General features: G+C 57.9%; 16 protein-coding genes. 10 read left to right on the top strand and 6 right to left on the bottom strand.

The features are described from left to right. Window positions 1–128: 128 nt before the first annotated feature. Window positions 129–593: a GatB/YqeY domain-containing protein gene (locus KYK14_RS05370; protein ID WP_185282287.1), complete on the bottom strand. Its 465-nt coding sequence runs from the start codon at window positions 591–593 to the stop codon at window positions 129–131. Between the two features lie 128 nt (window positions 594–721). Here KYK14_RS05370 and KYK14_RS05365 point away from each other — a divergent pair, with 128 nt between their 5' ends. The 8 genes from KYK14_RS05365 (at window position 722) to KYK14_RS05330 (ending at window position 8,351) form a co-directional block, all read left to right on the top strand. Next, entirely contained in the window at window positions 722–1,438 is a 717-nt protein-coding gene (locus KYK14_RS05365; protein ID WP_219157619.1) for a pyridoxine 5'-phosphate synthase, read from the top strand. Window positions 1,439–1,528: 90 nt separating this feature from the next. Beyond that, complete coding sequence (mnmH, locus tag KYK14_RS05360; RefSeq protein WP_219157617.1) at window positions 1,529–2,542, top strand: tRNA 2-selenouridine(34) synthase MnmH; 1,014 nt, start codon at window positions 1,529–1,531, stop codon at window positions 2,540–2,542. A gap of 23 nt (window positions 2,543–2,565) precedes the next feature. Continuing rightward, window positions 2,566–2,958, top strand: a complete 393-nt coding sequence (locus KYK14_RS05355; RefSeq protein WP_219157615.1) for a VOC family protein — start codon at window positions 2,566–2,568, stop codon at window positions 2,956–2,958. 30 nt (window positions 2,959–2,988) lie between these two features. Continuing rightward, complete coding sequence (gene selD / locus KYK14_RS05350) at window positions 2,989–4,050, top strand: selenide, water dikinase SelD (RefSeq protein WP_219157613.1); 1,062 nt, start codon at window positions 2,989–2,991, stop codon at window positions 4,048–4,050. Continuing rightward, the gene (locus tag KYK14_RS05345; protein ID WP_219157610.1) at window positions 4,051–4,647 is read left to right on the top strand and encodes a PH domain-containing protein; all 597 of its coding nucleotides are present in this window, start codon (window positions 4,051–4,053) and stop codon (window positions 4,645–4,647) included. Between the two features lie 148 nt (window positions 4,648–4,795). Next, the gene (locus KYK14_RS05340; protein ID WP_219157608.1) at window positions 4,796–6,694 is read left to right on the top strand and encodes a sensor histidine kinase; all 1,899 of its coding nucleotides are present in this window, start codon (window positions 4,796–4,798) and stop codon (window positions 6,692–6,694) included. Window positions 6,695–6,725: 31 nt separating this feature from the next. After that, entirely contained in the window at window positions 6,726–7,508 is a 783-nt protein-coding gene (locus tag KYK14_RS05335) for an alpha/beta fold hydrolase (RefSeq protein WP_219157606.1), read from the top strand. 132 nt (window positions 7,509–7,640) lie between these two features. Next, window positions 7,641–8,351: an SAM-dependent methyltransferase gene (locus KYK14_RS05330; protein WP_219157604.1), complete on the top strand. Its 711-nt coding sequence runs from the start codon at window positions 7,641–7,643 to the stop codon at window positions 8,349–8,351. 85 nt (window positions 8,352–8,436) lie between these two features. Here the strand turns inward: KYK14_RS05330 and feoB are convergent, their stop codons facing one another. Both feoB and KYK14_RS05320 read right to left on the bottom strand, forming a co-directional pair. Then, complete coding sequence (gene feoB / locus KYK14_RS05325; protein ID WP_208308968.1) at window positions 8,437–10,578, bottom strand: ferrous iron transport protein B; 2,142 nt, start codon at window positions 10,576–10,578, stop codon at window positions 8,437–8,439. Window positions 10,579–10,641: 63 nt separating this feature from the next. Next, window positions 10,642–10,899: a FeoA family protein gene (locus KYK14_RS05320; RefSeq protein ID WP_185282277.1), complete on the bottom strand. Its 258-nt coding sequence runs from the start codon at window positions 10,897–10,899 to the stop codon at window positions 10,642–10,644. 266 nt (window positions 10,900–11,165) lie between these two features. Here KYK14_RS05320 and KYK14_RS05315 point away from each other — a divergent pair, with 266 nt between their 5' ends. Then, the gene (locus KYK14_RS05315; protein ID WP_208308969.1) at window positions 11,166–12,038 is read left to right on the top strand and encodes a carboxypeptidase-like regulatory domain-containing protein; all 873 of its coding nucleotides are present in this window, start codon (window positions 11,166–11,168) and stop codon (window positions 12,036–12,038) included. Window positions 12,039–12,120: 82 nt separating this feature from the next. On the opposite strand, the gene KYK14_RS05310 is transcribed toward KYK14_RS05315, so the two are convergent. Continuing rightward, window positions 12,121–12,732, bottom strand: a complete 612-nt coding sequence (locus KYK14_RS05310) for an OmpA family protein (RefSeq protein ID WP_219157602.1) — start codon at window positions 12,730–12,732, stop codon at window positions 12,121–12,123. A gap of 92 nt (window positions 12,733–12,824) precedes the next feature. Next, a complete protein-coding gene (locus tag KYK14_RS05305) occupies window positions 12,825–15,308 on the bottom strand; it encodes a bifunctional UDP-N-acetylmuramoyl-tripeptide:D-alanyl-D-alanine ligase/alanine racemase (RefSeq protein WP_219157600.1) in 2,484 nt (827 codons plus the stop codon). Window positions 15,309–15,393: 85 nt separating this feature from the next. On the opposite strand from KYK14_RS05305, the gene KYK14_RS05300 reads away from it, so the two are divergent. Then, window positions 15,394–16,305, top strand: a complete 912-nt coding sequence (locus KYK14_RS05300; RefSeq protein ID WP_219157598.1) for an EamA family transporter — start codon at window positions 15,394–15,396, stop codon at window positions 16,303–16,305. A gap of 97 nt (window positions 16,306–16,402) precedes the next feature. On the opposite strand, the gene KYK14_RS05295 is transcribed toward KYK14_RS05300, so the two are convergent. Next, window positions 16,403–19,027: a DUF5686 and carboxypeptidase regulatory-like domain-containing protein gene (locus tag KYK14_RS05295; protein WP_219157596.1), complete on the bottom strand. Its 2,625-nt coding sequence runs from the start codon at window positions 19,025–19,027 to the stop codon at window positions 16,403–16,405. Window positions 19,028–19,106 lie beyond the last annotated feature (79 nt).

Here is a 19,106-nt window from a genome sequence, read left to right as displayed (position 1 = left end):
TGTCATCCTGAGCTTGCGAAGGATCTACTCACAGGAGAACGACAGACGTACCAACGACTCGTCCTAGCGTGAGAAGGTCCTTCGCAAGCTCAGGATGACACGCACTTTTATTTCACTACCCTCCTACCTTAAAAATTCGTGTTGTTGAGCAGGTGACCCACGGTTTGAGAAATCATGCGGCCGTCGGCTTGGCCGGACAACTCGCGGGCGGCAATGCCCATCACCTTGCCCAGGTCGGATGGGCCGGTGGCGCCCACGCGCTGAATGATTTCGGTGAGGCGGCCTACCAGCTCTGCTTCAGAAAGTTGCTGGGGCAGGTACTCTTCGATAATGGCTAGCTCGGCCAGCTCATTTTCTTCTAGGTCGGAGCGGAACTGCTGCTGGTAGGTTTCGGCGGCTTCGCGGCGCTGCTTCGCGGCTTTGGTCAGCAGCTTGATTTCGTCGGCGGAGGAGAGGGCCGCGCCGTGGGCACCCTCGGCGGTTTCGGCCAGCAAAATCTGGGACTTGATGCTGCGCAGCGTGGTCAGACGCACTTTGTCTTTGGCCAGCATGGCCTTTTTGATATCAGCGTCGATGGTTTCTTTCAGAGCCATTTTTGGGAGGAATGAGTAACTAGAGTTGGTAAGGTAGCAGCCAGAAGAATCCGTGGGCCACTATGCAGGCAAAACGTAACTTTGGCCGGTTACGATGGGTTGTACAATCGTACTTCTTCTTTTTTCTGATGACGAAGCTAAGCGTAAACATAAATAAAATCGCCACGCTGCGGAATGCACGTGGCCACAACCGCCCCGACTTACTACAGGCTGCCCGTGATTGTGAGCGGTTTGGCGCCGATGGCATCACCGTGCACCCACGCCCCGACGAGCGCCATGTGCGCTACCAGGACGTGCGCGACCTGAAGCAGGTAGTGACCACGGAGCTGAACGTGGAAGGCAACCCTACCCCCGATTTTCTGGACCTGGTGCGCGAGGTGCGCCCCGAGCAGGTAACGCTGGTGCCCGACGCCCCCGATGCCATTACCTCCAACGCCGGCTGGGACACCATCAAGCACCAGGTCTACCTTATTGGGGTAGTACAGGAATTGAAAGCACTAGGCTGCCGCGTCAGCATTTTTCTCGACCCCGACCCGGCCATGGTGAAGGCCGCCGTAGCCACTGGCACGGACCGCATTGAGCTATATACCGAAGCCTACGCCAGCAACTACGCCGCCGACCCAGCTGCCGCCCTGGCACCCTACCGCCAAGCCGCCGAACTAGCCCAAGAACTGGGCCTTGGCCTCAACGCCGGCCACGACCTCGATTTAGAGAACCTGGCCTACCTCCATCAAAACCTACCTGGCCTAGCCGAGGTCAGCATCGGCCACGCCCTCATCTGCGACGCGCTGTATCTGGGCTTGGAGAACACGATTCAGCTGTACCGGAGGCAACTAATCAGTTAAAAAAGAAGGATTACGAAGCGGGCGTAACCGTAGAAAACCGCTCTCATTCGCCCCTGCCAATTCTTAATTTTTAATTCTTAATTATAAAGGATGCCCCGCCTCGCCCTACCCGATTTTTTGCAACTACCCGAAGACCTACCCATTCTAGATGCGCGGGCGCCCATTGAGTTTGCGCAAGGGCATATTCCGGGGGCGGTGAGCTTTCCGTTGTTTTCGGATGAGGAGCGGGCGCGCATTGGCACCACCTACAAGCAAATCAACCAAGAGCGGGCCGTGCTGCTGGGGCTGGATTTGTTTGGGCCGAAGATGAGCCAGATGGTGAAGCAGGCGCAAAAGGTAGCGCCCGGCCGGGCCGTGCGCCTGCACTGCTGGCGAGGCGGTATGCGCAGCGGAGCCGTACAGTGGCTGCTGGAGCTGGCCGGCTTTCGGGTAGAGCTACTCGACAAAGGCTATAAGGACTACCGCCGCTGGGCCTTGGCGCAGTTCACGGAGCCCCGGCCGCTACGCGTGCTGGGCGGCCTCACCGGCTCAGGCAAAACCGATGTGCTGCACCAGCTGGCCGCTCGCGGCGAGGCCGTGCTGGACCTGGAAGGCGTGGCGCGGCACAAAGGCTCGGCGTTTGGTAGCATTGGGCAGCCCGCTCAGCCTACCCAGGAGCAGTTCGAAAACGACTTGGCGCTGTTGATGGCGGCCCTACTCCCTACCCTACCCGCGTGGGCAGAGGACGAAAGCCGCACCATCGGCGGCGTACACATTCCGCCGCCGCTGTTTACGCAGTTGCAGGAAGCGCCCTTGGTGGTATTGGAAATCCCGAGGGCAGTGCGGGTGCGCAAGCTGGCCGAGGAGTACGGCCGCCACGATGCTGGCGCGCTGGCTACCTCCGTGCTACGCATACGCAAACGCCTGGGCGGACTAGCTACCAAGGAAGCCCTGGCCGCCATTGGCGAAGACGATATGGAAAAGATGGTGAGCCTGGTGCTCGATTATTACGATAAAACCTATGGCCACGGGCTAGAAGGCCGCACCTTCACTCGTGTAGTATCCGACACCTGCGATGCAGCGGTAAATGCGGATTTGGTGTTAGCAGCTACAAAGGCAATGTAAGTAGCTACTCTACCAAATCAATTATGTATACACCTGTCCTTCGCGTTGCTCGTCCTACTGATGATATAGATGCACTTATGCATTTCTATTGTGATGGGCTTGGGTTTGAAAAGCTAAGCTCATTTAATGACCATAATGGTTTCAATGGAGTAATGCTTGGTCGTTCACAGGCACCTTATCATTTCGAATTCACTCATCAGATAGGCCATATTGTGGGCAAAGCGCCTACTCAAGATCATCTACTGGTTTTTTATGTACCCGATGCTGCTTCATGGAAGGCTACCCTGCAACGAATGCAGCATTGCGGGTTTCCTCCCGTTGCTTCTTATAACCCTTACTGGAATGAGAAGGGGTGCTGCTTTGAAGACCCGGATGGCTATCGAATAGTCCTTCAGCAAGCAGAATGGACCCTATAATATTTCTTTAAACGTTTCATCATCTTCAGCATGTCTGATTCTGAAATAACCTCTCCCGATCAAATTCGCCTCACCCAATACAGCCACGGCGCGGGCTGCGGCTGCAAAATCGCGCCGGCCGTGCTCGACCAGATTTTGCACACCACCATTGCCCAGCCCCACGACGACAAACTACTGGTAGGCAATGGCTCCCGCGACGACGCGGCCGTGTACGACATTGGCAATGGGCAGGCCCTCATCAGCACCACCGACTTCTTCATGCCCATCGTGGATGATGCTTACGATTTCGGGCGCATTGCCTCGGCCAACGCCATTTCCGATGTGTATGCCATGGGCGGGCGGCCGGTGCTGGCCATTGCCGTGCTGGGTTGGCCCGTGGATAAGCTGGCACCCGAGGTAGCCCAGCGCGTGATGGAAGGCAGCCGTAGCATTTGCCGCGAGGCGGGCATTCCGCTGGCCGGCGGCCATAGCATCGATTCGCCGGAACCCATTTTCGGGCTGGCCGTGACGGGCATGGTGGATATTGCGCAACTCAAGCGCAACGACACTGCCACTGCTGGCTGCGAACTGTACCTCACCAAACCCCTTGGGGTAGGAATGCTGACCACAGCCCAGAAAAAAGGCATTCTGCGCGACGAAGACGCCCACCTGGCGCCACAGTCTATGATGCAGCTCAACAAAATCGGGGCTGAGTTAGGCGAGTTGGAAGCCGTGCGTGCCATGACCGATGTTACGGGTTTTGGCCTGCTGGGTCACCTCTCGGAAGTGTGCGAGGGTAGCAACCTGACGGCCGAAATCGACTTTGCTCACGTGCCGCTGCTGGCCGCCGCCGAGCCCTACCGGCAGCAAGGGGCCGTGCCCGGCGGCACCAACCGCAATTGGGCCAGCTACGGCCACAAGGTAGGCCCCATCTCCGACGAGCAGCGCCAGTGGCTCTGCGACCCGCAAACTTCGGGAGGCCTGCTGGTGTGCGTGGCACCGGAGGGTAGGAAAAAAGCCCAGGCAGTTTTTCAGCGGCACGGCTTGCATCTCGCGCCGTTTGGCACCCTGCGCCCCCACGCGGCGGATGAGCCGTGGATAACCATTCGGTAAATGACTCGCTTTCTGACCTTTCTACGCCCGCTACTGGAAGCCACTTTCGCCATTTTGGTGATAGTGGTGGGGCTGCGGTTTATCACGAATTTTTTCAGCAAGAACAGCAAGGTATATCAGCCCACTTTTTTGCGGCAGTTCTACCTGCTGTTCTGGCCGCTGCTGTGCCTATGCGTGGGCCTACCCTTTTTGCTGTCGTTTTTTTACATGGGTACGCTATCGGCGGTGGAATTGGTATTGGCAATGGCGCTGGGGGCTGTTGTATTGGGATTTTCGGTACCCTCTTTGGTGCTGCATGCCCAGTACTACGCCCGCAATTTCAGCACCACGCTGGTGTTCGATGGCAAGCAAAACCGCTTGGAAGTATACGAGCAGCGGGTACGCATTCCCTTTAGTCGGGCCGATCTGGTGCGGGTGGAGTACGTCACTTGCGTGTCGCGGCACGTATTCTGGAACAAGTACGAGTACATGCGACTGCATCTAGCTAGCGGCGAAGCACTTACTATTACCTCTATCCTGACCGATCTGGATCCATTAGCGGAGTTTCTGCGCAACACGCATTTGGAACAGCGCGAGCGGTGGTTTTGCTTTTTGTGAAATAAAAACTAATTTTAATTCTATTATATTGTTTACCGACAATCCGTTGCATTGCTGACAACATCAGTGTGGATTGTTGGCCTCCATCTATCTCTATCCCTACGCTGTGTCATTCTCCGGTTCACTCAAGCAACTATGGCTCTGCCTGTTGCTAGCAAGTGCTGCCGGAATTTCATCTGCACAGGCTCAGGATTCGCTGGCCGTGCAGCGGATGCACCGCCTGCTGGCCATCCTGCCCCCCGATACCAACCGCGTGCGCCTCCTGGACTCTCTGTGCGTGCAGCACTACGACAACGCCCCGGAGCAAGGCATTGTCTATGGTCGGCAGGCCCTCACACTGGCCCGGCGGCTACACGACCAACGAGGGCAGCTGATGAGCTTGCTTAGTCTGGGCGTGTGTTACACCAACCTCAGCGACAGCCAATACGCCCTCACGCTATATAAGCAGGCCATGTCGTTGGCCCGGCGGCTCAACTCCTACGACGGCATTGTGCGCAGCTACCACCACATGGCTAGTGTGCACTCAGTCCGCGGCGATACGGCCACCATGTGGCGTCTCTACCGACCAGCACTGGCGCTGGCCTACCACAAAGGTGTGCAGCGCCCTACCCAGATTGCGCTGTTTGGCGATGTGGGGGTGTTGCTGCTGGCCATGCACCGTAATCAGCAAGCGTTGCAGCACCTGCACCGCGCCCTTCTTATGGCTCGTCGTAGCAAGGACATTCTTGCGCAAGCGCAGTACACAGCTAATTTAGGTGCTTATTATCAATCGATTGCGCAGTATGCTACTGCCGAAGGGCTGATGCGCAATGCTGTGAGCCTGGCGCAAGAACGACACAACTCCAAAATAGAAACCAGCGCGTTGCTACAACTGAGCCACGTACTGCTAGCCCGCCGACGTCCCGCTGAGGCAGAAATTTCTGCTATGCAAGCGCTGGAGTTGGCGCGCGCCCACCGCTACTACTCCTTCCTGCTTGAGGCATATAGTAGCTTAGCCAACATTGCAGCGGCACAGGGCGATTTCGCCCAGGGCTATGCCTGGCAGCAGCGCTACCTACTGTTCAATGACACCCTCAACAACCATGACCGGCTGGTGGCGCTGGCCGCTTTGCAGCAGCGTTACGAAACCCAGGACAAGGAGCAGCAGATTGCCCGTCTTACTGCTAACGAGGAGTTGCAGAGTATGCTGAACCGTCAGCTCATTATTACCATTGCCATTCTAACGGTAGGGCTGGCGGCTTTCATTTTCATTTACTTACAGTTGCGGCGCAGCCGGGCAGCACTCTCCAGCAATCACAGGGCCTTACAGGAAACCACAGCGGAGTTGCAGCGCATGGCCGCCTCCAAAGACCGTCTCTACTCGATTGTGGCGCACGACTTGCGCGGACCCGTGACTTCCTTCTCGGGCGTAACAAAGCTGATTGAATTCTACCTCAACAATGGCGATGAGGCTGGCTTGCGCCGCCTGCCCACCTTGGTGCATCAAACCACCAGCAGCATCAACCACCTGCTCGATAACTTGCTGAAATGGGCCGTGAACCAGAACGGAGAATTGGCTTTTCAGCCTGAGCCGCTGCCCGTGGCAGAATTGTTTGCCGAAATTGTGGAGCTGTACCAGACAACCGCACAGGCCAAACAGATTCAGCTGCTAACCGACGTTCCGGTTCGGCTTACGCTATACGCCGATTACAACATGACGCGCACCATTCTGCGCAACGTGCTGAGCAATGCGCTGCGGTTTGCCCCGGTGGGTAGCGCCGTGCGGCTGGGCGCCTACCCCGCTGCCAGCCCTCAGGCCGTGGTGCTTGCTTGTACAGATAGTGGTCCAGGCATGTCTCCTGAGCAGGTAACAGCACTGCTGCATCCTAACTCCTTGGCGCAGCCTACCCGCTGGCAGCGGCGCGAGGGTACGGGGCTGGGCCTGGTGCTGTGCCGCGCTTTTGTAGACCGGCAACACGGAGAGCTGCGCATTCATAGTGCGCAGGGCCAGGGAACGACTATTGAAATTGAGCTTCCCAGCGCCACCCCAGAGCCGTTGCCAGCGTAATACCTAGCTTCTTCCGACCTTTGCCGGCACTATGCAACTACACTACCGCGAATTGGGGCAGGGCGAGCGTACCCTGGTTATCCTGCACGGCCTTTTCGGCACTCTCGACAACTGGCAAACCCTGGCCCGGCGCTGGGCTGAGCACTACCGCGTAGTGCTGGTGGATTTGCGCAACCACGGCCGCTCGCCGCACGCACCCGAGCACACTTACGAGTTGATGAGCGAAGACGTGCGCAAGCTGTTTGCGCAATTGCAACTTCCCGCCGACCGCACTACCCTACTAGGCCACAGCATGGGCGGCAAGGTAACCATGCGCTTCGCCCTCGACCACCCCAGCTACTTGGCCCAGGCCATTGTGGTTGACATTGCGCCCGCCTTCTCGGATATGCGCCACCAAGATGATATTCTGGCTGGTCTGCACGCCGTCGATTTCACTACCTGCACTTCCCGCCAGGCCGCCGACGAGGCCCTTGCCCAGCACATTTCGCAGCCCGACGTACGACAGTTCCTGCTCAAAAACCTCTACCGCCGCGAAGATAACTCCTTCGCCTGGCGCCCTAATCTGGCCGTGCTGGACGCCGAAATGGCCCAGATTGGCGAGGAAATCACCAACGATACGCCTTTCATGAAGCCTACCCTGTTCATCAACGGCGGCCGCTCCAACTACATCACGCCCGAGGACAAGCTACACGGCATTCCGGCCCTGTTTCCGAACAGCCACATCGCTACTATTCCCAACGCCGGGCACTGGGTACACGCCGAGGAACCCGATCAGGTATTCGAGTTGGTAAAAGCCTTCGTGGACCAGGGGTAAGTAAGAATAGATACCTAAAAATAGGTAGGCTAGGTACCATAAGAGCCTTGCAAGCAACGCATAACACGCCTGCTATATCAGCTTCAACTAAAGTCAGACAATCATTTTTAATTCTTAATTTTTAACTCTTCATTGACACCTGGTACGCTCTACCTCCTTCCTACCGTGCTGGCCGACGATACGGCCACGCAGGTGCTGCCGGCCCAGGTACCGGCCCAGATTGCCGCGCTCCGGTATTTCCTGGTCGAAAACGCCCGTACGGCGCGGCGCTTCATCAAGCAGGTAGCACCCGAGCAAGTTATCGAAGACCTGCGCCTCACGGTGATTGACAAAGACAGCACGGAAGCACAGATTCAGGCTGCGCTGGCGCCAGTGGCGGCGGGACAAGATGCAGGCGTGCTGTCCGAAGCAGGCTGCCCCGGCGTGGCTGACCCCGGCGCCGAGCTGGCCCGGCGGGCGCACCAATTGGGTATCCGGGTGGTGCCGCTGGTAGGCCCCAGCAGCTTGCTGCTGGCCCTGATGGCCTCCGGCATGAACGGCCAAAGCTTCACCTTCCACGGCTACTTACCCATCGACCGGAGCCGCCGCGCTGCGGCTGTGAAGCAGCTGGAGCGCGTTGCGCTGGCTCAACACCAAACCCAGCTGTTCATCGAAACGCCCTACCGCAACATGCCATTGCTCGAAGACCTGCTGAGCCAGTTGCAGCCCTCTACCCGCCTATGCATCGCAGCCAGCCTCACGGCCCCCAATGAGTACGTGCGCACCGATACGGTTGCTGGCTGGAAAAAGCGCGGCCTCCCCGAGATTCACAAGCAACCAGCGGTGTTTTTGGTGGGGCAGTAGGGTAAGATACTGAGCGAAAACGTCTGTCATCCTTCGCAAGCTCAGGATGACAGACGTTTTTCTTTTCTACAAGCTTACTTCGCCCCTACGAACCTAGCTGGTACACCAGCAACGAAGCAGCATAAGCAAGGCCCGTCATATATACGGCTTGCAGAATAGGCCACTTCCACCCTTTGGTTTCGCGGTAGGTAACTGCGAGTGTACTCATGCACTGCATCGCAAATACATAGAATACCAACAGCGACAAGGCCCGCACCGGCGTGAAGAACGGCTGGCCCTGGCTGTCGCGGGCGGTGGCTAGCTTTTGCTGAATGGTACGCGTGTCGGCATCTTGGCCCACGCTGTAGATAGTGGAGATAGTACCCACAAACACTTCGCGGGCAGCAAAGGAGGTAATCAATGCAATACCAATTTTCCAGTCGAAGCCCAGCGGGCGGATGCCGGGCTCCAGCGCATGTCCTATCGTACCGGCATAGGAGTTTTCGAGCTTGGCTGAGGCCACTGCATTTTCCGTTTCTTCGGGCGAGAGTTGCTGCTGCGTGGCCGCAGCACGGGCTTGAGTTTCGGCTTGGGCCAGCTGGTCGCCGGGACCGTAGGAGGCTAATACCCACAGGATAACGGAAATAGCCACAATCACCTTACCCGCCTGAAACACGAAGGTTTTTACCTTCTCTACGATGGTAATGCCCACGTTTTTCCAACGCGGCCAGCGGTACACCGGAAACTCCATAATAAAGTAGCTCCGCTCGCGGGTTTTCAGCAGAAACTTCATGGCCAATGCCGACAAAATAGCGGCGAAGAAACCCAGCAGATACAGCCCCATCAACGCAATACCACGCAGGTTGAAGATGCCTAGCACCGGCGTATCGGGCACTACCAGCCCAATAAGCACAGTATACACCGGAATGCGTGCCGAGCACGACATCAGCGGTGTAACGAAGATGGTGATGATGCGGTCTTTCCAGTTTTCGATGGTGCGGGCGCTCATAATGGCCGGCACGGCGCACGCTACCCCCGAAATCAGTGGCACGACGCTCTTGCCGTTCAGCCCGAACTTGCGCATGATGCGGTCCATCATGAACGTGACGCGGGCCATATAGCCGGTTTCCTCCAGCACCGCGATGAAAGCAAACAACAGAGAAATCTGCGGAATGAAAATCAGCACGCCGCCCAGGCCAGCCAGTACGCCTTCCGTGAGCAGACTGATGAGCGGCCCCTCGAAGTTGGTTTGCACCAATTGATTGATCCAAGCCACGCCTTCGTCAATCAGCTCCATAGGGTAGCTGGCCCAGGCAAATACCGCCTGGAACATCAGAAACAGCACCCCGAAGAAAATCAGGTAGCCCCATACCTTATGCGTCAGCACCCGGTCGATGCGGTTGCTGTAGGGCTCGGCCTCATCGGTACGTGTTACTTCTACTACGTTCAGCAGCAGCTCGTTGATGCGGGCGTAACGGTCAATCGTCTCCTGGGCTTGCTGCGCTGTGGGCTCGAAACCGTACTGCTGCACCAACTCCCCGATGTAGGCTTGCTCGTCGGCAGTCAGGAAGCTAATGCGTTGGTACTGATGCGCGTAGTGCAGCGCCAAGTAATCGTTGTGGAGGTTGAAGTAGTAACGGATCTGCCGAATCATGGGCAGCAGCTCCTCGGTAGGCTCGTAGAAGCGCACAGTAGGCGCTGCCAACTGTTGGCCCATCACAATCTTGAGGGCCGCTATGCCAATGCCTTTACGGGCATTCATGGGAATGACGGGCACGCCTACTTCTTGCTGCAAGGCCGCCACGTCAATTTTGACGCCGTGCTGCTCGGCCGTGTCCATCATATTAAGAGCCAGTACGGCGGGCAGGCCCAAATCAGCTAATTGCGTGAACAGCAGCAGGTTGCGCCGCAAATTGCTTGCGTCGGCCGTTATAACTACAAAGTCGGGGTATTGGGCCGAGGTTCTATCGTAGAGCAGGTCGGTGATAACTCGCTCGTCGAGACTTTTGGGGTAGAGTGAGTACGTACCGGGTAGGTCGATGATTTCGGCGCGCAGCAGGGGCGTAATTTGCGCCACGCCGGTTTTGCGGTCCACCGTCACGCCTGGGAAGTTGCCTACCTTCTGGTTGAGGCCTGTGAGCTGATTGAACAGCGACGACTTGCCGGAGTTGGGGTTGCCAATCAGCGCAATGCGCGTGAGCGTGCCCGGCAGCCGCGGCGACGCCACTTCCAGTGTAGTTGCCGACATGCCGGCGCCCGCTCGCTTTATCGTAACATCAACGCTACCCATCTACCTACCTAACTATTCGTACTAATCCCGCAGCATGATGGTAGCGGCCTCACTTACGCGCAGCGACAAGGTGTAGTCGCCGTTGCCGAGAACCAGCGTAACGGGGCAGCCCAGCGGGGCTTTGCTGTTTAGGCGTACCTGCGTACCTGGAATGCATCCCATTTCCAGCAGTTTCAGCGCCATTTCGGGGTCGTTGAGGCAGCAGATAGTACCGGATTCGCCTACGCGCAGGTCTTTTACACTGCGGGCGGTAGAAGTAGGGAAAGAAGCAGAGGACACAGGCACGGCGGTAGTTTCTATTTAGATTCTATTCAAACAAAGGTACCACCCTTTTATGTTTCAGCCAAAGGCCAGATTTATACTAAAAATTGGTGCTTTTCTATCGTTTTGCTGCGTAGTATCACTATTTCAAAATCAAATTGCATAATTATGAATATAGTAAGATTATCCGCCGATTACGGCACGATTTTTTGTAGTTTGGGAGTATACAAGCGTACTTTATTATGCTCAGACGACTATTCACCCTCCTTGCTTTTGCCCTCTTTTTGCCTGCGCTGAGCTTTGCTCAGGACCAAGCGGCAGGACAGTTCCGGATTTCTGGTCGCGTCGTCGACAAGGAAACGAAGGAGCCTATTCCTTTTGCCTCGTTGGGGCTGAAGGAAGAACAAACCGGCGCACTCACCAATGAGTTCGGTTTCTTCCAGATGGCCGCCCCCGAAAAGGTGCCGCAAGACTCGCTGATTATCCTGGCCTTGGGCTACTACCGCAAAGCTGTTGCCATAAAGCGCGGCGTGAACGTGCCCGACATGATTGTGGAAGTGCCCCGCCGCGTGGTGGAGCTGGCCAACGTGACTGTAAAAGGCGCCAAAGTGAAAGATCTGTCGCTGGGGTCGCGCAACAACACCCCCGGCGAAGGGATGATTCAGGGTATGCCCGGTAGCCAGTATGCGTTCTTCGTGAAGAACGACAAGAACAAGAAACTCGGCAACGTGCGCTCGGTGTCGTTCTACATCGGGGAAAACGGCTTCCCCCGTGAACCGTTCCGCGTGCGCATCTACCGCGCCGACGGTAACTACAACTCGCCCAACACCGATCTGTTGACCGAAAACGTAGTCGTGTCGGCCCCGAAAGGCGGTGAATGGTATACCGTAGACCTCACTACGTATAATATTGAGGCACCCACAGAAGGCTTCTTTGTGGCGATGGAATGGATTGTGAGCGGTGATAAGTTCTACACCACCAACTTCATGGATACCTACACGCCTTATGGCCAGATTCTGCGGCCTACCTTCGAGTTCAAGGAAAGCCGCACCTGGAGCTACACCATGGGTAAAGGTTGGAGCCTGCTCACCCTAGCCAGCAACGGCCAGCGCTATAACGCCATGATTCGGGCTGAAGTAGATATGCTGAAAGACTAATTATATTAAGCCCTATATGCAACGCGGCCCCGATGCTACTAGCATCGGGGCCGCGTTGCGTATAGGGGACTACGAAATTAACTTACTTGGTGAGCACGGCAATTTCGACGCGACGGTTTTCCTGACGGCCGGCAGCAGTGCCATTATCCGCAATGGGTTGCGCTTGTCCCAGCGACTTCACTGTGATGCGCGATTCGGGCACTTTGCCTTGCTCTATCAGCCAGTTGCGCACGGCGTCGGCACGCTCGCGGCCCAGCGTTTTGTTGTAGGCGGCGCTGGCCGTAGAATCCGTATGGCCATACACGCGCATGTCGCGGTTGGGGTAGCGTTTGTCGATGGAATTCAGAATATCCTGCAAGGCCTTAGTGGCTTCGGGACGTAGCGAGGCTTTATCCACATCAAACAGGACTTCGTCGTTGAGGCCGTAGAGACGCACCCGTCCGGCCGCCAGAATGCGTACGCCCGGCAGCAGACCGCTTTCTTCGTCATTTACTACCTGCAGATCGGCTGCGTTGTAGGTCCAATCAGGGTCCGTATCGATAATTGTGGGGGCTGGCCCTTCGCTATTTTTATACACAACGGCCGTATCAGCCGTAGCATCCTGGGGCTCGTTCTTGGTTTCTGGATTTTTTAGGTCGCTGCAAGAGGCAAGAAGGGCCGTTGCGGCAAACAAGGAAAGGAAATGCTTTTTCATGTTAAATCAGGGTGAGATAGTATCGTTTAGGTGTACGGTGGATATAGTTATAAAGGTATTTTTATATTATCCACCTCTCTCCGCTGGTTCCCCTACTCCGTCACAAACACCCGCTTTACCCGTTCGCTCACGTTGGTTAGCAGTTCATAGGGAATAGTGCCAATGCGGGTGGCCAACTCGGTGAGGGGTAGGCCCTCGCCAAATAATACAGCCGCTTCGCCGGCCTGGGCACCCACTACACCGGTCACATCGACCATGCACATGTCCATGCACACATTCCCAATGAGCGGTGCGCGTTGCCCGCGCACCAGCACCTCACCTACCCCATTGCCAAAGCGCCGGTCGTAGCCGTCGGCGTAGCCAATGGCCAGGGTAGCAATGCGCCGGTCGTAGTCGGTGGCTTGGCCGCGGCGGCCGTAGCCCACAGTTTCCCCGGCGGGTAGGGTTTTGATCTGAGAAATGGTAGTGCACAGGGTACTGACCGGACGCAGGGCATCGGGCTGCTGGCCGGTGGCTTCTACTCCGTAGAGCCCAATACCCAGCCGTACCATATCAAAATGCGCCTCTGGAAATCGGATGATGCCCGCCGAGTTGAGCGCGTGTTTGAGGATGGAATAGCCCAAAGCGGCTTCGAGGCGGGGCGTCATGCGCTGGAAAGCGGCCAGTTGGCGCTGCGAGAAATCATTGTGTTGGGCTTCGTCGGCGCCGGCCAGGTGGGTGAGGGCGCTGGCTACACGCAGGTGGGCGGCGTTGGCTTGCAGCACCTGGCACAGCTCGTCCAGGTCTTCTTCCCCGAAACCCAAGCGACGCATGCCCGTGTCGAGCTTGAGGTGAATGGCAGGTAGGGGCTGCTCGCGGGCGGCCCGCAAGTACTCGTGCAGGCGCTCAAAAGAGTAGATTTCGGGCTCCAGGTGATACTGCCGCAGCTTTTGGAAGCTGTCGGGCGAGGGGTTCATCACCATGATGGGTAGGCTGATGCCGTGCTCGCGCAGGTCCACGCCCTCGTCGGTATAGGCCACGGCAAGGTAGTCGGCCCGATGAAATTGGAGCAGGTTGGCTACCTCGTAGCTGCCGCTGCCGTAGGCAAAGGCCTTCACCATCACCATGAGCTTGGTGGTGGCCGCGAGGCGCTGACGGTAGTAGTTGAGGTTGTGCACCAGCGCATCGAGGTTCACTTCCAGCACCGTGCCGTGGATTTTCTGCTGAAACGCCGCCACAATCCGCTCGAAGCCGTAGCGCCGGGCACCCTTTACCAGAATGGTTTCATGGTGAAAATCATCGGCCTGAAAACCGGCCAGGAAGGCTTCGGTATCCGGATAAAATTCCTGCTCGGCGCTGCCAAACACACGCTGGTGCGCGCTGATTTCTGGCCCGATGCCTACCAACCGCTCTACCCCATGTGTAGCCAGCTGCCGGGCTACGCGTCCATACAGCTCATCAGCTGCCAGACCCGATTCCAGTACGTCGCTGAGAATGAGGGTGCGGCGGCCCCGGCGCGGCTGGCGGGCTAACATGTCCAGGGCCAGCGTGAGGCCAGCAAGGTCGTTGTTGTAGGTGTCGTCGAGCACGTAGCAGTCGTTGAGGGCCTGCTTCATTTCCAGACGCATAGCCACGGGCTGCAAGCGGTCCAGCCGGCGCTGAATTTCGGCCGCGGGCACCTGCTGCCACAGCAATACCGTAAGGCAGTGCAAGGCATTCTCCACCGAGGGCTCGTCGGCGAAGGGTAGGGTGAAAGTGTGCTCCTGCAACAACGGCCGCTGCATGGCCAGGCGCACGGTGGTACGGTCGGCGGCAGACTCCAAAAGCGTAACGGCCACGTTGGCCTCGTAGGGATGAAAGCGGCTCCAGCAAAACGTGCGCACTGCTTTGGGTAGCTGCTGAGCGGCCGCGTGCACCAACTCCTGGTCGCGGCAATAGAACAGCATATCTACCTCAGTAAACAACTGCATCTTCTCCGCTACTTTCTGCTCAAGCGAAGTAAAACCGGCATCGTGGGCCGTACCGAGGGTAGTGAACAGGCCGAGGGTAGGCTGAATTACCTGAGCCAGTCGCGCCATCTCGCCCGGCTCCGAAATACCCGCCTCGAAGATACCCAGCGTGTGCGACGCGTTCAACTCCCACACGCTCAAAGGCACGCCCACCTGCGAGTTGTAGCTGCGCGGACTCTTGCACACCAGCTCGTCGGGGCTCAGCAGCTGGGCCAGCCACTCCTTCACGATGGTTTTACCATTAGACCCCGTGATGCCGAACACGGGTAGGCGAAACTGCCGTCGGTGCGCCGCGGCCACGGCTTGCAGGGCTGCCAAGCTATCGGGTACCAGCAGGACGCCGGCGCCGGGTAGGGCGGTCAGACCGTTGGGCTGATCGACCACGAACAGGCGCACGCCACGCTGGTAGGCATCAACAAGGTAACGGTGCCCATCGTGTTGGGCGCCGCGCAGGGCAAAAAATACGCCGCCCGCCTGGGCGTCAGCCCGCCGGCTATCCAGCAGCAAGTGCTGCACGGGCACGGGCGTAGCGGGTGTTTGGAGCAAGGTGCCGCCGGTGAGAGCGGGCAAACTGAGGAACTGAAGCATAACGAACAATACAACCGCTACAAAGGTAGAACGGTTGTGGACGACCGGCAGCTGGCAGCGTATCTTTGCGGCCTTTCTCCTCTGTATGAAAACCTCCCGCTACTACGTAGCCGCCCTCACCGCTTTTTTGATTTGGGGCTTCTTTCCCCTACCCCTGCGCCAGCTCACCACCTACCCCAGCGGGCAGATTCTGCTGTTTCGGGTGCTGCTGTCGGTGCTGGTGTTGCTGGTACTGCACGGGGTAGGGCGCGTGGGGGTGGTGCGCGCTACCCTGCTTCAGTACCGGGCGGCCGCACGGGCAGAGCAATGGCGCGTGGCGGGCGGCACTGTGGTAGGCGGCTTGCTGCTGATGAGCAATTGGCTGTTGTTTATTTACGTCATCAACCAAGTGAGCGTGCAGGCGGGTTCGTTTGCTTACCTCATTTGCCCCATCTTATTATCGTTGCTGGGGTTTCTGCTGCTGCGCGAGCGGTTGCGGCTGCCGCAGTGGTTGGCAATTGGCCTGAGCGCGCTGAGCTGCACCCTACTCGTGACGGGCGACGTACGCTCCCTACTGATGAGTCTGGTAGTGGCCATCACCTATGCACTCTATCTCATCACCCAACGCATTGTGCAGGGCTACGACCGCCTAGTGCTCCTCACAATTCAACTGCTACTCGCCACGGTCATTCTCCTACCCACCGCTCCCCTACTCGGCGCCGATCTACAAGCCGGCTTCGCCGATACGCGCCTGCTGCTGTTTGCGGGAATTCTCAGTGTGGGCTTCACCGTCTTACCTCTTTTCCTGAACCTCTACGCCCTCAATGGCCTCACTTCCGGCACAGTAGGCATCATGATGTACCTGAACCCGTTGGTGAGCTTTGTGCTGGCGTTTTGGTACTTCGGAGAGCAGCCTCGGCCGGTGGAGCTGTGGGCGTATGGGGTTATTCTGGTGTCGATTGTGCTGTATAATGTGCGTGGTAGGGCGATTAGGCCGGCAACGGTGGTACGCTCGTAGGTTTATAGGCAGCTAAATATTGGGACTATCATGCTTCGACAAGCGGACGCCAGATCAAGCATAACGTTCTATTGTAATTTGATTACGGGTTTCTACTTTAAAACCCTAGCCCAATCCGTACACCACTGCCTATTTGCTTTCCCGATTGCAGGGCCGTATAGCCATCAATGCGTAGGATGTTGAAGATGTGCTCGATGCCCACGCCCAGTTCCAGATAGTGGCCGGCGGCCTGGGTGTGCAGGTAGTTCACCGAGGCCACTTCCTGCCACTTCAGGCGGCGCAGCAGCGGGACTTTGTTGAGAAAGAAACCGTTGAAATGCTGGTTGTAGTGCGCTTCGAGGTAGGCGCGGCGGGTGCTGTACTGGTAGTAATCCAGCAGTTGAAACTGCGCGAAGTTGCCGGTCAGGATGGTTTGGTTGCCGGCAAAATGGCGGTAGTCCATGAACTGCAAGCGCGGCGAGCCGAGGTAGCCACCGCCCGCCACGTCGTAGGTACCGGTACCCAATAAGCCCATTTGTATGCTCTGCCGGATGCCCGCCGCCAGGCGCGTGTAGCGCACATCAGACCCAAACACCGAGGGAACGCCCTGCAAAAACGTGAAGCGAAACTGCGGCTTGCGGGTATAGAGGTTCACCTTGCCATCGGGGCGCGTGAGGAAGCGCTGGCCGGGCTGATAGGTGGCGGTCAGCTCCAAGGTAAGAGCCTGACTGCGGCCGAAACCCGTATCGGTTAGCTCAGCGTTTTCGGGTGTGTTGGGCGTGAAAGCGCGGCCGGGCACGTCGATGAGCAGGTCGTAGGTGTTGTTGAACAGCTCGCGCCGGTCGTAGTAGTTTACGGCGCCGCGCACGGTCAGGCCGTTGGTGATTTCGGTGAGGTAGGCCACCTCGGCCCCGCGCCGCTGGTAGAGCTTGGCATAGTTGCGGTTGCGCAACAGCGTATACGCCGAGTTAATAAAGGGCGTGAGCTGGGTGTTTTCGGCGAAGTTTTCCACCGTGCGGCCCACCGAAACGGTCAGGCGGCGCAGCACTACGGGGTCCAGCTGCCAATCAATCTGCGCCGAGGGGCTCAACAGCTTCGCCGCGAAACCATAGCGGATGATAGGCGTGAACTGGAAGCGACGCCGGTCGTCGGTATCCTGCGTATAGGTGGCTTCGGCATTGGCTACCATGCCCTCTACCGTGTTGTATTGCAGGATGTTGAACACCGGTCGCACGTACAATTGGCGCTTGGCAAAGGTGTTGTTGTGCGTGTACCCACTGAGCAGCAGCTTGCCTACCCCCAGCTCGTTGCGCTTGCGGTCCAAGGAATCCTGGTAGGGGCGCGAGTTGCGCACTACCTCGGTGCTGTCCTTCACGTGGTAGTCCAGCTGTTCTTCCGCCGTGAGGGGTACCGGGCGCACCTCGTTCCAGTAGGCCGAGTCCTGGGTGGTAGCACCGGCTTCTACCCGCTGAATCTCGCCCCGGCGCAACGGCTCCACAATGCCCAGCGCGGTATTGATAGAATCGGCGTTGCTGCGGCGCAATTGCCGCTTTACCTTCTGATTGAGGCCGCGCAGGGTAGGGCGTTGCTTGCGTACGTCGGCCACGGTTTCACGCTCCACGGGGGCGTTGGCCACAGGCTCCGGCGCGGGTGGCGCGGCCACTTGCTGGGGCGTGGCGTAGGTAGGCACCACTTTGTAGTTCGATAGCACCGCTGTGGCGTTGGCACTCCCCTTAAACCCGAACGCTTCGAAGGTAGCCGTAGCTTTCTGCGACTGAATCACCCACACGCCCGACGCGCCCGGCGCGGGCATAAATTGTTGCTCCAGGTGTACATGGTCGACGTACTCCAGCTGGGCACTTTTGCTGAGGTCGAGCGACACGGAGTAGAGCCGCCATGTACCGTCAATCAGATAAATAAAACCCGAAAACGCCGGGTCGGCGCGGCGGCGCGGTGTCACGCGGATTTTATGAATCAGCAAATCGCCTTGCTGGGTGGAGCCTACCAACTCGTACTGATAGAACAGCATGGCGTTGCTGGCAATCGGCGACACAAAGCCTCGCTGCGAAAAGCTGCTTTTTAGCAGGTTGCTGTAAAAATTAAGCCCCTTGCCGGCACTAGCAATGTTGAAACTCACGCGCTTCGAATCGCCACTCACCCTACTCGACAGCATCTTTTCCTGGATGATGTTGGGCTGGCGGAAGGTGATGTCGGAAATGGTTTCGGAGAGGTAGAAGATGCCCGGCTTGATGTCCGGCCCGATCTTTACGAGGCCCAGCACCTTGCCCGGTACATCGGAGAGGCGGCCCAGGGCTTTCACATAGAGGCGCGCCCGGTAAGCGGCTACCTCTCGCTCGTGGTAGCGCCGCCAGTTGATGGCCTGCTGCACCAGGGCGTAGGCGGGGTCGCGGTCGGAGGCGCGCACCACTACCTCGTTGAGCTGGTAATTTTCGGGGGTAAGCTGCACGTTGAGGACCGTGGCGGTGTCGCCGCCGGCCACGCGCACGGTTTGCAGGCGCGGCTTGAACCCTACATATTGAAATACCAACTCGTACTGCCCCGGCTCCAGGCGCAACTGATAGCGGCCTTGTTCGTTGGTTGCGGTGCTGGTGGTAGTGGCGCGCACGGCCACGTTGGCAAAAGCCAGCGGCTGGTTTTGCTGGTCGGTCACAAGGCCGCGCACAATACCAGCTCGTGCCGACAACTCACTTATAATCAATACAACAAGCAGCAGGTAGCGCATCAACTTTTGTAATAAACACGGAGACTGTGAAGATAGAGAGATTTTGCCGGGCAAAGGTTGCCTGCTGTTCCCGCGCTGC

The sequence above is a fragment of the Hymenobacter profundi genome (assembly GCF_019334315.1).
In the GTDB taxonomy this organism is placed as follows: Bacteria; Bacteroidota; Bacteroidia; order Cytophagales; family Hymenobacteraceae; genus Hymenobacter; species Hymenobacter profundi.
This window is presented reverse-complemented; position numbering and strand designations above follow the sequence as displayed.